Origin of the sequence: Pseudomonas sp. B22(2017), from assembly GCF_002113105.1 — a bacterium.
Taxonomy (GTDB): Bacteria; Pseudomonadota; Gammaproteobacteria; order Pseudomonadales; family Pseudomonadaceae; genus Aquipseudomonas; species Aquipseudomonas asiatica.
This window is the reverse complement of the sequence record NZ_NEJN01000004.1, coordinates 401,671-415,582: the sequence shown is the minus strand read 5'-3', so window position 1 is coordinate 415,582 and position 13,912 is coordinate 401,671. Positions and strand designations below refer to the sequence as shown.

12 protein-coding genes and 1 other RNA gene are annotated in these 13,912 nt (G+C 63.8%); 5 read left to right on the top strand and 8 right to left on the bottom strand.

What is annotated here, in order from left to right; translation table 11 throughout:
- Positions 1 to 102 precede the first annotated feature (102 nt).
- On the top strand, positions 103 to 399 hold the full coding sequence (locus CAG18_RS12275; protein ID WP_013974305.1) for a hypothetical protein: 297 nt from the start codon (positions 103 to 105) through the stop codon (positions 397 to 399).
- A gap of 99 nt (positions 400 to 498) precedes the next feature.
- Positions 499 to 893: a transfer-messenger RNA gene (gene ssrA, locus CAG18_RS12270) on the top strand.
- A 229-nt stretch (positions 894 to 1,122) separates the two neighbouring features.
- On the opposite strand, the gene CAG18_RS12265 is transcribed toward ssrA, so the two are convergent.
- Positions 1,123 to 2,661 (bottom strand): MFS transporter, encoded by a 1,539-nt coding sequence (locus tag CAG18_RS12265; protein ID WP_085720958.1) that lies wholly within the window; start codon positions 2,659 to 2,661, stop codon positions 1,123 to 1,125.
- A 203-nt stretch (positions 2,662 to 2,864) separates the two neighbouring features.
- On the opposite strand from CAG18_RS12265, the gene CAG18_RS12260 reads away from it, so the two are divergent.
- On the top strand, positions 2,865 to 3,728 hold the full coding sequence (locus tag CAG18_RS12260) for a LysR family transcriptional regulator (RefSeq protein ID WP_085720957.1): 864 nt from the start codon (positions 2,865 to 2,867) through the stop codon (positions 3,726 to 3,728).
- A 57-nt stretch (positions 3,729 to 3,785) separates the two neighbouring features.
- Here the strand turns inward: CAG18_RS12260 and gabP are convergent, their stop codons facing one another.
- From gabP to CAG18_RS12245, 3 genes are all read right to left on the bottom strand, one after another.
- Positions 3,786 to 5,177, bottom strand: coding sequence for a GABA permease (gabP, locus tag CAG18_RS12255; RefSeq protein ID WP_003258117.1), 1,392 nt, complete (start codon positions 5,175 to 5,177; stop codon positions 3,786 to 3,788).
- A 552-nt stretch (positions 5,178 to 5,729) separates the two neighbouring features.
- Positions 5,730 to 7,076, bottom strand: a complete 1,347-nt coding sequence (gene gudD, locus CAG18_RS12250) for a glucarate dehydratase (protein WP_015271908.1) — start codon at positions 7,074 to 7,076, stop codon at positions 5,730 to 5,732.
- A 19-nt stretch (positions 7,077 to 7,095) separates the two neighbouring features.
- Positions 7,096 to 8,448, bottom strand: a complete 1,353-nt coding sequence (locus CAG18_RS12245) for an MFS transporter (protein ID WP_015271909.1) — start codon at positions 8,446 to 8,448, stop codon at positions 7,096 to 7,098.
- A gap of 261 nt (positions 8,449 to 8,709) precedes the next feature.
- On the opposite strand from CAG18_RS12245, the gene CAG18_RS12240 reads away from it, so the two are divergent.
- Positions 8,710 to 9,411: a FadR/GntR family transcriptional regulator gene (locus CAG18_RS12240; RefSeq protein WP_061551844.1), complete on the top strand. Its 702-nt coding sequence runs from the start codon at positions 8,710 to 8,712 to the stop codon at positions 9,409 to 9,411.
- A gap of 124 nt (positions 9,412 to 9,535) precedes the next feature.
- Here CAG18_RS12240 and CAG18_RS12235 read toward each other — a convergent pair whose 3' ends face one another.
- The 4 genes from CAG18_RS12235 to CAG18_RS12220 form a co-directional block, all read right to left on the bottom strand.
- On the bottom strand, positions 9,536 to 10,546 hold the full coding sequence (locus CAG18_RS12235) for an NAD(P)-dependent alcohol dehydrogenase (RefSeq protein WP_085720956.1): 1,011 nt from the start codon (positions 10,544 to 10,546) through the stop codon (positions 9,536 to 9,538).
- 163 nt (positions 10,547 to 10,709) lie between these two features.
- A complete protein-coding gene (locus CAG18_RS12230; protein WP_013974314.1) occupies positions 10,710 to 11,300 on the bottom strand; it encodes an HAD family hydrolase in 591 nt (196 codons plus the stop codon).
- Complete coding sequence (tesB, locus tag CAG18_RS12225; protein WP_025340733.1) at positions 11,297 to 12,166, bottom strand: acyl-CoA thioesterase II; 870 nt, start codon at positions 12,164 to 12,166, stop codon at positions 11,297 to 11,299. Before tesB ends, CAG18_RS12230 begins: the two co-directional genes overlap by 4 nt.
- Positions 12,167 to 12,313: 147 nt before the next feature.
- Positions 12,314 to 12,883 (bottom strand): GNAT family N-acetyltransferase, encoded by a 570-nt coding sequence (locus CAG18_RS12220; RefSeq protein WP_013974316.1) that lies wholly within the window; start codon positions 12,881 to 12,883, stop codon positions 12,314 to 12,316.
- A gap of 179 nt (positions 12,884 to 13,062) precedes the next feature.
- Between CAG18_RS12220 and CAG18_RS12215 the strand changes: the two genes are divergently transcribed.
- Positions 13,063 to 13,749, top strand: a complete 687-nt coding sequence (locus tag CAG18_RS12215; protein WP_054573608.1) for an Ais protein — start codon at positions 13,063 to 13,065, stop codon at positions 13,747 to 13,749.
- Positions 13,750 to 13,912 lie beyond the last annotated feature (163 nt).

The following is a 13,912-nucleotide window of genomic DNA, read 5'->3' as shown; positions in this document are numbered from 1 at the left end:
AAGCCGGTGCCATCCCGCGCCAGCATCCCGATTGAACCCCCACCATTCCCCCACAGTCCACCCTTACAGGCCCACCTTCCAGAGGCCCAGAAGGAGACTCCCATGAAAGGTACCGCGCTTTCGGCCCTGTTCGCGGCCGCCACCCTGCTGGCTTCGCCGGTGTTCGCCGCCGAAGACCTGTGCACCGCCAACCTGCAAAAGATCGACGACAGCATGGCCACCGCCGGCGCCACCTCCGAAGGCCTGGACAAGGCCATCACCGAGCACGTCGACAAAGCCAAGGCTGCCCAAGCCTCGGGCGACACCAAGGAATGCATCGCCATTACCAGCAAAGTCCTGGAGCGCCTGGAAAAAACCGAGAAAGGCAGCGGCACCAGCGGCGGCGGTAGCGGCGCGTGAGCCCAAAAGCGGGCGACCGGACCGGCTGTCGACGTCGCCCGCGCAATGGCGTATACTCAGCCTCACGTACCGTAAGGTGCGTTAGCTTAGAGCTAGTGTGGGGCCGATCAGGATTCGACGCCGGTAGCGAAACTCTAGGTGCATGCCGAGTTGGTAACAGAACTCGTAAATCCACTGTTGCAACTTTCTATAGTTGCCAATGACGAAAACTTCGAGGCGGAGTACGCTCTCGCTGCGTAAGCAGCCGAGCCCGACCTTCTGGTAGCTTCGGCTCCAGCAATCATCAGGGGATGCCTGTAAACCCGAAATGATTGTCATACAGAACAGGATCGTCGTGTAGCACGTTGGGGGCAAAGCGACTAAAACTTACCCAACTCGTCCAAAGCACCCTGCCCGTCGGGCGGCTGCGGATTAACTCAGTAGACACGGCTAAGCATGTAGTACCGACAGCGGAGTACTGGCGGACGGGGGTTCAAATCCCCCCGGCTCCACCAAATTCCAAAGAAGAAGACGCCCTCGGGCGTCTTTTTTTGTGCCTGGATTTTGGGTTGTGCGAGCCCACAAAGTCAGAATCAGGCTTTTCCGCATAGGGCGTTTCTCAAAGATACTCACTGCGCCGGTTTGCTCTTCACCGGTCTCTCAACCCAAACACGGCTTCCACCACTTGAGTGACAGCAAGCGCTGGTCGCCCCAGTCGCCAGGTCGTGATGCCCGCCGCCAGCTTCATGATTGCCTCTCAGCCAGCAACACTTCCGGCACGGCCGGCAGCGGCCGGCTCAGCAACACGCCAACCAGCATCGCGAACAGCAGCGCCGCCACACCGGCGACCTGCAACACAGCTTCGAAGCCCCCGACGAACGCCTGGCGAGCCAAAGGTGCCAGCGTTTCCCGCAACCTGGGCTCAAGCAACGCCAACGCCGCCTGCAAATCACCCGCAGCAACCCGCGTAGTCATCGCGGCAACCTGGCCCGATTGCCCAGGCGCCACCGCAGCCATTGACTCATACAGCAACTGCCCACTACGCGAAGCCAGCACACCACCCAGCCCTCCGATTGCCAGCACAATCGCCCCGAACCGCATGGTTGTACTCAACCCCGAAGCCATGCCGGTGCGCTCACGCGGCACGCAAGCCATGATGTTCTTCTGCGTATCGCCATTCAGCAGCCCGGCGCCAGCACCCAGCACCAGGCTGGCCAGGGCGAATGCACCGTAACCGCCCTGCTGCGTTGCCCAGGCACACAGCAGGTTACCCGCCCCGACCAATACCAGGCCTAGCGCGAACACCTGCGCCGGGCTCAAGTGTGCAGCCAGACGCATGCCCAGGCGTGGCGTCAGCAGCATGGCCACGGCAAACGGCAGCATGCCCGCCCCTGCGGCCAGGGCCGACAGCTGCAGGCCGTTCTGCAAGTAAAGCGGTAGCAGGGTCATCATCACCTGGGCGCAGGCAGCATAGGCAAACATCCCCAGCAAGGCGCCAACGAAGCGCCCGCTGCGCATCAGCCGCAGGTCGATCATCGGCCGTTCCTGGCTGCGCTCGACCATGACGAACAGGCCGAACAGGAAGGCGCTGATCACCAGCCGTCCCAGGGTTTGCGCACTGCCCCAGCCCACCTGGTTGGCATCGATCATTGCCCAGATCAGGTAACCCAGGCTGCCGGCGAAAGTCAGGCTGCCCCATGGGTCGAGCCGGGCCGCAGCGGTGTCGCGGGACTCTTCGACACTGCGCAACACCATCACTGCGAGCACTGCCACCAACGGCAGGTTGATGTAGAAGATCCAGCGCCAGCCAAGGGTGCTGGCGATCAACCCGCCCAGCAGCGGCGCAAAGGTGATGGTGGCGCCCATGCAGGCGCCCCAGAAGGCCCAGGCGCGCATGCGTTCCTGGGGTTGGTGGAAGCGGTTGCCGATCGCGGCCAGGGCCGAGGTCAGCAGCAATGCCGCGCCAACGCCCTTGGCTGCCCTGGCCAGGTCGAGGAACAGCAGGTTGGGCGCCGCGCCACAGGCCAGCGAGGCGATGCCGAACAGGGCCAGGCCGAGCAGCAGCATGCGGCGGCGGCCAAAGCGGTCGGCCAGGCTGCCAGCGGGCAGCAGGCAGGCGGCAAAGGCCAGCAGGTAGGCGCTGACCACCCATTCGATATCGGCAAACGAGCCGGACAGGTCGCGGGCGATGCTGGGCAGGCTGACCGCGACGATGTTGGTGTCGAGGATGATCAGGGCACAGACCAGGGAGGCGGTGAGCAGGGTGAAACGCGCAGAGGGCATGGTGAGGCTCCGGATGCAGGGCTGGTTGGTCAAATCGCCGGGGCTGCCTTGCCTGCGATGGACCGCAAAGCGGTCCCTTGCAATTCCCAGGCAGCCTTTGCCGCCAAGCCACCAGCCTTGTAGTGTTGGCCTCACCATAACGCCACCAGCCCCCCGGCTTGTTAGCCACGGCGGCTCGCGTCATTACCCTGCAGGTAACACTCATGGAAATCCGCCATTTCCGCTACTTCCTCTGCGTCGCCCGCCACGGTCATTTCACCCGTGCTGCCGAACAGCTGGGCATCGCCCCGCCCACTCTCAGCCGGCAGATCCAGGACATGGAGCGCGAACTGGGCGTGCGCCTGTTCGAGCGCAACCAGCGCGAGGTCAACCTCACCGCAGCGGGCCAGGCGCTGTTGATCGAAGCCGAACATGCCGTGCGCCAGTTCGATGCTGCACAACTGGGCGCGCAACGGGCCGCCCGAGGCGAAAGCGGGCGCATCGAACTGGGCTATGTGGCTTCGGCCGCGTACTCGGGCATGCTCCAGCAGCAAGTCAGCCGCTACAGCGAAACCTGCCCCCGCGTACGCCTGAACATTCGCGAACTGCCCATGGCCGAACTGCCCGGCATGGTCCGCGACGGCCTGCTTGACCTTGCCTATGTGCGCTCACCGATGGAGCTGCCCGAGGAACTCGAAGCCATCGCCTTGCACCAGGAAGGTTTCGTCCTCGCCCTGCCCGCCAGCTCACGGATAAATGAAGTGCCGCAGATCCCGGCCTCGCGCCTGGTCAATGAAACCTTCATCCTGCCCGAACAGATCTCCGGCACGCTGGAAGTGGCAGCACAAGGTGGTTTCGTCCCGAGGCTCGGCCCCCAGCCGGGCAGCCTGGTGGCGGTGATCACCCTGGTGTCACTCGGCCAAGGCATCGCAGTGGTGCCGGAATCGGTGGTGCAGCGCATCAGCCTGCCGCAGGTGAACTACCGCCGTATTGTCGACTGCCAGGCCAGCTCGTGGCTTAGCCTGATCCACCGGCGCTTCGAGAAAGCGCCAGCGGCAATCAGATACATCAAGATGATGAAAGGCTGAAAAAACAAAGGGCACCCATCCACTGGTGCCCTTTGCCCTACCGCCAGGTGAACTCAATCACCCCATCGAACGCACCCCCACAGGCTGCGCATTGCCCCGCGTGGTCACGATCCCCAGGAAGGAAATCACGATCGCCAGGCCCAATGTCGAGCTCACTTCCGCCCGGTGTTCAGGCGTGAACATCATGACCGCCAGTGCCCCGCCAATGAAAAGGATCACCGCCCAGGTCAGGTACGGGAACAGCCACATGCGGAACTTCAGCTCGGTGTTTTCCCGCTCCAGGCGACGGCGCATGCGCAGCTGCGAAATGGCGATGACCATGTACACCAGCAAGGCAATGGCGCCGGAGCTGGCCAGCAGGAACTCGAACACGCCCTTCGGCGCGAAGTAGTTGAGGATGGCAATGGCCGCGCCGATCAACGTGCTGCCGAATACAGCAGCGCGTGGCACACCGACCTTGGAGGTCTTGTTGAGCATGGCCGGTGCGTCACCGCGCTTGGCCAGCGAGTACATCATCCGCGAGGCAATGTAGATCGAAGAGTTCATGCAGCTGGTCACTGCCACCAGCACCACCAGGTCGACCATGAAGGCCGCGTTGGGGATGTTCATGATCTCCAGCGCACGCTGGTAAGAGCCCACCACCGCCAGCTGCGGGTCGTTCCACGGCACCACCGAAATGATCACGAAGATCGACAGGATGTAGAAGGTACTGATGCGCCAGATCACCGAGCGAGTGGCCTTGGCGATGTTGCGCGACGGGTCGCTCGATTCGGACGCGGCGATGGTCACCGCTTCGGTGCCGATGAAGCTGAACATCACGGTGATGAACGCACCAACCACGGCCGACCAGCCCTTCGGCGCGAAGCCGCCGTGCTCGGCCATCAAGCTGCTCAGGCCACTGACCTCGCGGTTGGGCAGCCAGCCCATCAGTGCGGCGAAACCCAGGCCGATGAAACCGAGAATGGCCGTGACTTTGAGAATGGCGAACCAGAACTCGAACTCACCGTACTTGGCCACGCTGAACAGGTTGGTACCAGCCAGCAACAGCACCGAAGCCAGGGCGAATATCCAGCTGTCCACCTGCGGGAACCAGGCGTTCAGCACATGCCCGGCGGCCAGCGCTTCGATCGGGATTACCAGTACCCAGAACCACCAGTACAGCCAACCGATGGTGTAGCCGGCCCAGCGGCCGATGGCCTGCTCGGCGTAGGTGGAAAACGATCCGGTGTCCGGGTGTGCCACGGCCATTTCGCCGAGCATGCGCATGACCAGTACCACCAAGGTCCCGGCCACGAAATAGGAAATTATGGTAGCTGGCCCGGCTGCCGCGATGGCGTGGCCAGAGCCGACGAAAAGTCCGGCGCCGATGATGCCGGCGATGGACAGCATCGTTACGTGACGTGGCTTGAAACCTTGTGCAAGGTTGCCATCAGATCCCACGGTGTTCATTGATGTTGTTCTCTTTTTACTGACACAAGGATGGACGGGCAGGTGTAGGCGAAAATATCTCCTTTGAAATCAATAAGTCGACACGTTACTCGCGCTCTGTTGTTGATATTTGGTACGCGTCACAAAGCAAGGTGTCAGTGCAGGTCGGGCTTCATTTAAGCCCCGCAGGGCTGTGTGAAATTACACGAGAACGCCCCGGAACTGTTCGATCACGACAGGGCATCCCCATTAACGTCAGAAGTCGCGAATGGCATACCCGATCCCGTCACCAGGCCGTCTGGAGCTTTTGTTTTTCATTTGAGTGTGTTGTGGCTGTACGGGCCCTTTCGCGGGCTCGCCCGCTCCCACAGTTACTCCACGCCCCTCAAACCTGTGGTGTACCTGTGGGAGCGGGCAAGCCCGCGAAAGGGCCGGTGCAGCCATCACCACTTTCTGCCAGCCACAAAAAAGCCCCGGTCTCCCGGGGCCTCTGTTGCCAGGCGTCTGCCTACGCCTGCCCGGTACGCTCGAAGCACCGGACTAGCAACAGGAATCGCGAAAGGGCCCTATGCCTCAACGCACCAGGCAAGGCCGCTTGTTATCGAAGCTCCACCCCGGAATCAGGAACTGCATTGCCACGCTGTCATCCCGCGCGCCCAACCCCATGTTGCGGTAGCACTCATGCGCCTTGGCCAACTGGTCTTCATCCAGCTCCACCCCAAGCCCCGGCCGCGCCGGCACGTGCACATGCCCGTCGACGATGCGCAGTGGCTCGCGGGTCAGGCGCTGGCCGTCCTGCCAGATCCAGTGGGTGTCGATCGCAGTGATTTCCCCCGGCGCCGCAGCCGCCACCTGGGTGAACATTGCCAGCGAGATATCGAAGTGGTTGTTGGAATGCGAACCCCAGGTCAGCCCCCAGTCGTTGCACATCTGCGCCACCCGTACCGAACCCTGCAAGGTCCAGAAGTGCGGGTCGGCCAGCGGAATGTCCACCGACTGCAACTGGATCGCATGGCCCATCTGCCGCCAGTCGGTAGCGATCATGTTGGTGGCGGTGGGCAGGCCGGTGGCGCGGCGGAACTCGGCCATCACCTCACGGCCCGAGTAGCCGTTCTCGGCACCGCACGGGTCTTCGGCGTAGGCCAGCACATCGTGCTTGTCGCGGCACAGGGCAATGGCCTCCTTCAATGACCAGGCACCATTCGGGTCGAGGGTGATGCGGGCTTCGGGGAAGCGCTCGGCCAGCGCCGTTACCGCTTCCATCTCCTCCTCGCCGCGCAACACCCCGCCCTTGAGCTTGAAGTCGCTGAAGCCATAGCGCGCCTTGGCGGCCTCGGCCAGGCGCACCACCGCGTCCGGGGTCAGGGCCTTTTCGTGGCGCAGGCGGAACCAGTCATCCTCGGCATCGGCTTCGTTGCGGTAAGCAAGGTCGGTCTGCTGGCGGTCGCCGATGTAGAACAGGTAACCGAGCATCTTCACCGCCTCGCGCTGCTGCCCCTCGCCCAGCAGTGCCGCCATCGGCACGTTCAGGTGCTGGCCGAGCAGGTCGAGCAGCGCCGACTCGATGGCCGTCACCGCATGCACGGTGATGCGCAGGTCGAAGGTCTGCAGGCCGCGACCAGCCGAGTCACGGTTGGCGAAGGTCTGGCGCATGGCATTGAGCACGCGCTGGTAATGGCCGATCGGCTGGCCGACCACCAGACTGCGGGCGTCCTCCAGTGTCTGGCGGATCTTCTCGCCGCCGGGCACCTCGCCCAACCCGGTATTGCCGGCGCTGTCACGCAGCACCACTACGTTGCGGGTGAAGAACGGGCCATGGGCACCACTGAGGTTGAGCAGCATGCTGTCGTGCCCGGCGACGGGGATCACGCGCAGATCAGTGACCACGGGGGTGCTGGTGTGAAGGGTCTGCATGTTCATGGTTGTTGTCTCGCAGTCATCAATGGCTCTGACCCAGGGCCGAAGGGGCCTTGAGGTCATCGGAAGGGACGCCCTTTGGGCGAGTGCGTACGAAGAAGATGGCAATGGCCGCCAGCACCGAGGTCACCGCCAGGCCGTACAGGCCGCCCTGGATCGAACCGGTCTGCTGCTCCAGCAGGCCGAAGGTGGTGGGGGCGACGAAGCCGCCGAGGTTGCCGACCGAGTTGATCAACGCGATCACCGCTGCGGCGATGCGGGCATCCAGGTAGCCCTGCGGGATCGGCCAGAACAGTGACGACGCCGACTTGAAACCGATGGCCGCGAAGCACACCGCGACAAAGGCGAACACCGGCCCACCCGTGGTGGACATGAACATGCCGATGGCAGCGATCACCAGCGCACCTGCGACCCAGGCCTGCTGGAACTTCCAGCGCGCCGAGCCGGCGGCGAAGGCATACATGGCCAGGATCGAGATCAGCCACGGGATCGAGTTGAAGAAGCCGACCTGCAGGTCGCTGAGGTCACCCATGCGCTTGATGATGCTCGGCAGCCAGAAGGTCGCGGCGTAGATGGTCAGCTGGATGCAGAAGTAGATCAGGCAGAACAGCAGGATCTGGCGGTCCTTGAGCAGGCTCCAGGCCGATGGCCTGACCGCGCCGACCGCTTCGCGCTCAAGTTGCTCGCGATCGATGGCGGCCACCAGTGCTTCCTGCTCGGCCTGGCTCAGCCACTTGGCGTCCTGCGGCCTGGAGTCGAGCCAGAAGAACACGAAGAAGCACAGCGTCACCGAGGCCATGCCTTCGATGAACAGCATCCACTGCCAGCCATGCATGCCCAGGCCCTGGATCTGCATCAGCGCGCCGGCCAGCGGCCCGGAAATCAGCGACGCCAATGCCGAGCCGCTGAGGAAGATGGCAATCGCCTTGCCACGCTCGGCGGCCGGCAGCCAGCGGGTGAAGTAGTAGATCACCCCGGGGAAGAAGCCCGCTTCGGCAACCCCCAGCAGAAAGCGCAGCACGTAGAACTGGGTTTCGTTCTGCACGAAGGCCATGGCCGTGGCCACCACCCCCCAGGTGAACATGATGCGGGTCAGCCACAGCCTTGCGCCGACCTTCTGCAGCAGCATGTTCGAGGGCACTTCGAACAACGCGTAGCCAATGAAGAACAGGCCGGCGCCAAAGCCATAGGCCGCGGCGCTGATGCCCAGGTCGCTTTCCAGATGGGGGCGGACGAAGCCGATGTTGACGCGGTCCAGGTAGTTGACGATGAACATGATGACGAACAGCGGCAGGACGTGGCGCTTGACCTTGGCCACGGCGCTGGCCAGGGCGTCGCCTTCATTCCGGGCAGACGGAGCGAGGGTATCGTTCACTTGCGGATCTCCCACTAATTGTTTTTGTGCGGGTCGAGGTTGTCTGACATGGCAGTGGGGAGGAGCATATGCGCAGCGAAGTTGTACGACAAGATCAACAACATCGGCAAAATCACAAAATACAAGCTGAAGAAAAGCCTATATGCGCCGATCTTGCAAAAATATACAAACTACTCGCTTGCTTGACCGCAGGAAAAATCGGCAAAAAATATTTTTATCGATTAACTTGTCGTACAAGTACAACAACAATCGGATCACACCATGGCCACCGAACAAGCCCACAAACGCGGCCACAGCCGTGCCCATGACCTGGTCTCCAGCCTGACCCAACAGATCTTGCTGGGTACCTTCAAGCCAGGCGACAAGTTGCCCTCGGAAAACAGCTTGGTGCGCGAGCATGGGGTCAGCCGCACCGTGGTCCGCGAGGCCCTGTCGAAATTGCAGGCCTCGGGGCTGGTGGAGCCACGCCACGGTATCGGTACGTTCGTGATGGAGCGCCAGGCCCAGGCCGGCCTGCGCATCGCTGCGGAAAGCGCGGCGAATGTGCGCGACCTGCTGGAGCTGCGCATCGGCCTGGAAGGCCAGGCCGCCGCCTTGGCCGCGCTACGTCGTGATGAGGGGCACCTGAGGCGCATGCGCCAGGCGCTGGATGACTACCAGGACCTGGCCGCCGCTGGCGACAGCTGCATCGAGGCCGACCGGCGCTTTCACCTGTTGATTGCCGAGGCCACTGGCAACCTGTACTTCACTGAAATGCTGTTGCAGCTGGGCAACGGCCTGATCCCGCGCAACCGCATGGCCCTGGCCGAACGCAGCGGGGCGAAGCTGGCGCGGCAGGCGTACCTGGCCAACCTCGAGCATGAGGCGATCCTCAATGCCATCCGCCGGCAGGACCCGGACGCGGCGCGGGCGGCAGTGTGCCTGCACCTGTCCAATAGCCGCGACCGGTTGTTGCCGGACTAGGGGCCGCTACGCGGCCCGATCGCCGGCAAGCCAGCTCCCACAGGGGTAGCGAATGGCTCGAGGCCGATGCGGTCGAGGTGGGAGCTGGCTTGCCGGCGATGGGCTGCAAAGCAGCCCCCAGCCATTACCAGGTCAGGCAGATCTTACCGAAATGCCGGTTGCTCTCCTGATAACGGAACGCCTCGACGATCTGCTCCAGCTCGAAATGCTTGTCCACCACCGGCCGCAGGCCGTTGGCATCGATCGCCCGCACCATCGCCTGCTGCTGGGCGCGGCTGCCCACCAGCACGCCTTGCAGGCGTATCTGCCGCACCAGCGCCTGCACCAGCGGCAACTGCCCGGCCACGCCGGTGAGGATGCCGATCAACGACACGTGCCCACCAATGCGCGCGGCAATCATCGATTGCTCCAGCGTCGCCGGGCCACCCACTTCGATCACATGATCGACGCCGCGGTTGCCGGTCAGCTCGCGCACTTTCTCACCCCACGCCGGGACGCTCTTGTAGTTGATCAGGTGGTCGGCACCCAGGGCCTTCAGGCGCTCCAGCTTGGCGTCGCTGGAAGAGGTGGCGATCACCGTCGCGCCGGCCAGCTTGGCAAACTGCAGGGCGAAGATCGACACACCGCCGGTGCCCTGCACCAACACCGTATCGCCGGGCTTGAGGTGGTCGTCGCACATCAGCGCGCGCCAAGCCGTGAGACCGGCCGTGGTCAGAGTGGAAGCTTCGGCATGGCTGAAGCCCTTGGGCGCCAAGGTGAAGGCGCTGGCACGAGCAGTGACCTGTTCACGGGCGTAACCATCGATACCGTCGCCGGGCACCTTGGCGAAGCCTTCCACATTTGCCTGGCCGTCGAGCCAGTCGGGGAAGAAGGTACTGACCACATTGTCGCCGACCTGGAACTCGGTGACGCCGCTCCCCACCGCGACCACTTCGCCAGCGCCATCGGCCATGGGGATGCGCCGCTCGCTCGGGCCCCACATGCCGCTGACAACGGCGAAATCGTGGTAGTTGAGAGAGCTGGCGTGCAGGCGCACGGTGATCTCGCCGGCCTCGGGTGAAGAGGCCTCGCTGGTACCGACCTCGACCTTGTCGTAGCCGCCGCCGGGTTTTACGTAGATGGCCTTGCTGGTCATGGATAGGTCTCCGTTCAGGGAAAAGATTGGGGTTCAGCATAGACAGGTCCGGCCCTATCGCCGGCAAGCAAGCTCCCACAGGTATTACACAAGTCTCAGCTCTAGTGGTGTCCCTGTGGGAGCTGGCTTGCCGGCGATAGGGCCCACATTCCCAACACAAGATTCAGCCCAGCATCACCTTCAGCGCCCGGCAATCGGCCGCATGCCAATCCACCAGCTCCGGCCACGGATTGTCCGGCAGGTTCACCAGCACCGTGCGCGCCCCTGCGGCACGCCCACAGTCCAAATCAAACCGGTAATCCCCCACCATCACCAACTCACCCGGTGTCACACCCCAGGCATTGGCAATCTTCAGCAGCCCATCCGGGCTTGGCTTGGGCGCTGCTTCGTCACGCCCCAGAATGTGCTCCACCGGGAAGCAGTCCGCCAGGCCGATGGCCTCCAGCGTCACATGCGCCAACTCACGGGCATTGCGGGTCAGAATGCCCAGCCGGCAACCACGCTGGGCCAGCTCGCGCACCAGTTCCACCGCCCCGGTGGCCGCCGTGGAGGCAATCGCCAGGTCACGCTCGTGCTCCAGCAGCCAGGCATGCTTGGCCGCCGCCTCGTCCGCCGGCAAGGCTGCCAGGTGGGTGAGGATGTCGTGCTCGGCCGGGATATCCAGCGCCACGCGGATAGCGGCAAAATCATGCACGGCCACGGTCAGGGTGCCGTCCATGTCGAACACCCAGTTGCGCACCTCGCCCAGGCTCATGCCCAGTCCTTGCGGTGGCGAATCAGGCCTTCCTGGCACGACGACGCCACCAGTTGCCCGGCCTGGTTGAAGATGCTGCCGCGGCAGAAGCCACGGGCATTGCCCGCCCAGGGGCTGTCGGTGGCGTACAGCAGCCACTCGTCGGCACGCAGGTTGCCATGGAACCACAGCGAATGGTCGAGGCTGGCGATCTGCATGTCACGCTGCCACACCGATTTGCCATGGGGCAGCAACGCAGTGGTCAGCAGGCCGAAGTCCGAGGCGTAGGCCAGCATGTATTTGTGCAGGGCGGGGATATCGGGCAGGTTGCCGTCGGCGCGGAACCAGGCGTACTTCACCGGGTCGCCAGGCTGGGGGTTGAACGGGTCGCGCTCGGTGACCGGGCGGATCTCGATCGGCTTGGCGCACAGCACCTTGTCGCGAATGCGCTCAGGCAACTGGTCAGCCATGGCCCGGGCCAGCTCGACTTCAGTGGGCAGGTTCTCCGGGCCGACCACCTCGGGCATCTGCGCCTGGTGCTCGAAACCTTCCTCGTCGTACTGGAACGAAGCGCTGCAGGTGAAGATCGGCTGGCCCTTCTGAATCGCAGTCACCCGCCGGGTGCTGAAGCTGCCGCCATCGCGCACGCGGTCCACCGAATACACCACCGGCAGGCTGGCATCGCCAGGGCGCAGGAAGTAGCCGTGCAACGAATGCACATGGCGTGCATCCTCGACCGTCTGGCTGGCCGCCGACAACGATTGGCCCAGTACCTGCCCGCCGTACAGCTGGCGGAAGCCCAGGTCCTGGCTGCGGCCACGGAACAGGTTCTCCTCGATGGACTCGAGGCTCAACAGGTCGACCAGGTCGTCCAACACATGACTCATCGGGGGTTCTCCGTAGGAGCGAGTCTTGCTCGCGATGCGCCGTCCAGGCGGCGCTCGATCTCATAGGCGCTGAACATCTTGCGGCAAGCGCCCTCCATTAGGGAAATGATACAGGGTTTGTCATTCGCGCCGGGCATGGCCATGCATTCAGGCGCGCAGGGTACGCTCCCAGTGAGCTCGATCGATGCGGTACAGCACATGCGGGCGCAGCGGATGGCCCACGGGCAGGCGCGGGTGTTCGAAACTGCCATTCAGGTCCTGCTGCATACCGATGGCCTGCATGACCTTCTGCGAGGGCAGGTTGCTCTCGCTAGTGAACGACACCACTTCCTCCAGGCGCAATTGGGCGAAAGCACAGCGCAGGCATGTCCACGCCGCCTCGCTGGCGAAACCCAGGCCCCAGTGGCGGCGTGCCAGGCGCCAGCCGATCTCCACCGCCGGCGCAAAATCGGCATCGAAGCCCACGTGCAACAACCCGGTCATGCCGATGAAGGCACCACTGTCCTTGCGCTCCAGGGCCCACAGGCCAAAGCCGTACTCATTGAAATGCCCGCGCACGCGGCCGATCAGCGCGGCTGCCTCCAGGCGTGTCAGCGGCGCCGGGAAGTAGCGCATCACCTGCGGGTCGGCACACAGGGCGGCGAACTCGCGCAGGTCGTCGTCGTGCCATTGGCGCAGTACCAGCCGCGCGCTTTCCAGTTGCAGGATAGGGGTCATCGGGCGTGCTCCGGTTTTACCGTCTTGCAGTTTACAGCGTAGGCGCGGGTGCAGGTTTCACCTAGCCGGCGTGCCCGAATGCAATTTTCACACGCCCTTCACCGCCCCCCGACAGGCCTGTTGGCAGGATGCCAGCCAACACCGCCGCGCCAGCCGCGACCATGCCAACGGAGCAACGCATGCTATCGAGCAACACCCTGGGGCACCCTGCCATCCACGCCCGGCGCAAGCGACGCCTGACCCGCAAAGCCCTCGGTGCCGCCCTTGGCCTGTGCATGGTCGTGGCGGCGTTGAGCACCTGGCTGGCGACGAGGACGCACATCGTGGACCTTGGCAACGAACGACAATTGAGTGACAGCGGCCTGCTGCAGGACTGGGCCGACGGTGCGGTGATCGTGATGATCCGCCACGCCGAGCGCTGCGACAGCGCCCCCGGCCCGTGCCTGGGCGACCCCACCGGCATCACCGTGGCCGGTAGCCAGGCCGCCGGACGTGTTGGCCAAGGGCTGCACCAGCTGGGCCTTAACACCGCCGATATGCTCAGCAGCCCGAAACTGCGCACACGGCAAACCGCGCATTTCATCCTTGGCCAGGCGGTGGCCAGTGAGGGCTGGCTGGAAAGCTGTGACAGCCAGTTCGCCAGCGAAGCGCTGGCACACAAACGACCGGGGCATAACCTGGTGCTGGTGACCCACAACGGCTGCATCGACCATTTTGCCCGCCAGCAGAAAGTTGCGGGGGGTGAGCGTGAGAGCGGCTATGCCAGTGCGCTGTTCGTTTCGGTGGATGGCAATGGCAAGACGCGCATCCTCGGCCGCCTGAACGAGCCGGATTGGCAACGGGTGCTGGCCAGTACCACGAAATAACACGCCAATCGTCCAGGTTGTCGCTACTCCGTGCAGGAGCAGCCTTGTGCTGCGAAGAGGCCATAGCCGCCACAGAACATTGTCCTGCATGCCGGCCCTTTCGCAGCACAAGGCTGCTCCTACACGTGATCGGCCAGCAAGCTCATGGCAAGATCAGCACTGG

Excerpts from the sequence above, each read along its gene's own strand:
- CAG18_RS12275 (WP_013974305.1), top strand. The coding sequence starts at position 103 with ATGAAAGGTACCGCGCTTTCGGCCCTGTTCGCGGCCGCCACCCTGCTG.
- CAG18_RS12265 (WP_085720958.1), bottom strand. The coding sequence starts at position 2,661 with ATGCCCTCTGCGCGTTTCACCCTGCTCACCGCCTCCCTGGTCTGTGCC.
- CAG18_RS12260 (WP_085720957.1), top strand. The coding sequence starts at position 2,865 with ATGGAAATCCGCCATTTCCGCTACTTCCTCTGCGTCGCCCGCCACGGT.
- gabP (WP_003258117.1), bottom strand. The coding sequence starts at position 5,177 with ATGAACACCGTGGGATCTGATGGCAACCTTGCACAAGGTTTCAAGCCA.
- gudD (WP_015271908.1), bottom strand. The coding sequence starts at position 7,076 with ATGAACATGCAGACCCTTCACACCAGCACCCCCGTGGTCACTGATCTG.
- CAG18_RS12240 (WP_061551844.1), top strand. The coding sequence starts at position 8,710 with ATGGCCACCGAACAAGCCCACAAACGCGGCCACAGCCGTGCCCATGAC.
- CAG18_RS12235 (WP_085720956.1), bottom strand. The coding sequence starts at position 10,546 with ATGACCAGCAAGGCCATCTACGTAAAACCCGGCGGCGGCTACGACAAG.
- CAG18_RS12230 (WP_013974314.1), bottom strand. The coding sequence starts at position 11,300 with ATGAGCCTGGGCGAGGTGCGCAACTGGGTGTTCGACATGGACGGCACC.
- tesB (WP_025340733.1), bottom strand. The coding sequence starts at position 12,166 with ATGAGTCATGTGTTGGACGACCTGGTCGACCTGTTGAGCCTCGAGTCC.
- CAG18_RS12220 (WP_013974316.1), bottom strand. The coding sequence starts at position 12,883 with ATGACCCCTATCCTGCAACTGGAAAGCGCGCGGCTGGTACTGCGCCAA.
- CAG18_RS12215 (WP_054573608.1), top strand. The coding sequence starts at position 13,063 with ATGCTATCGAGCAACACCCTGGGGCACCCTGCCATCCACGCCCGGCGC.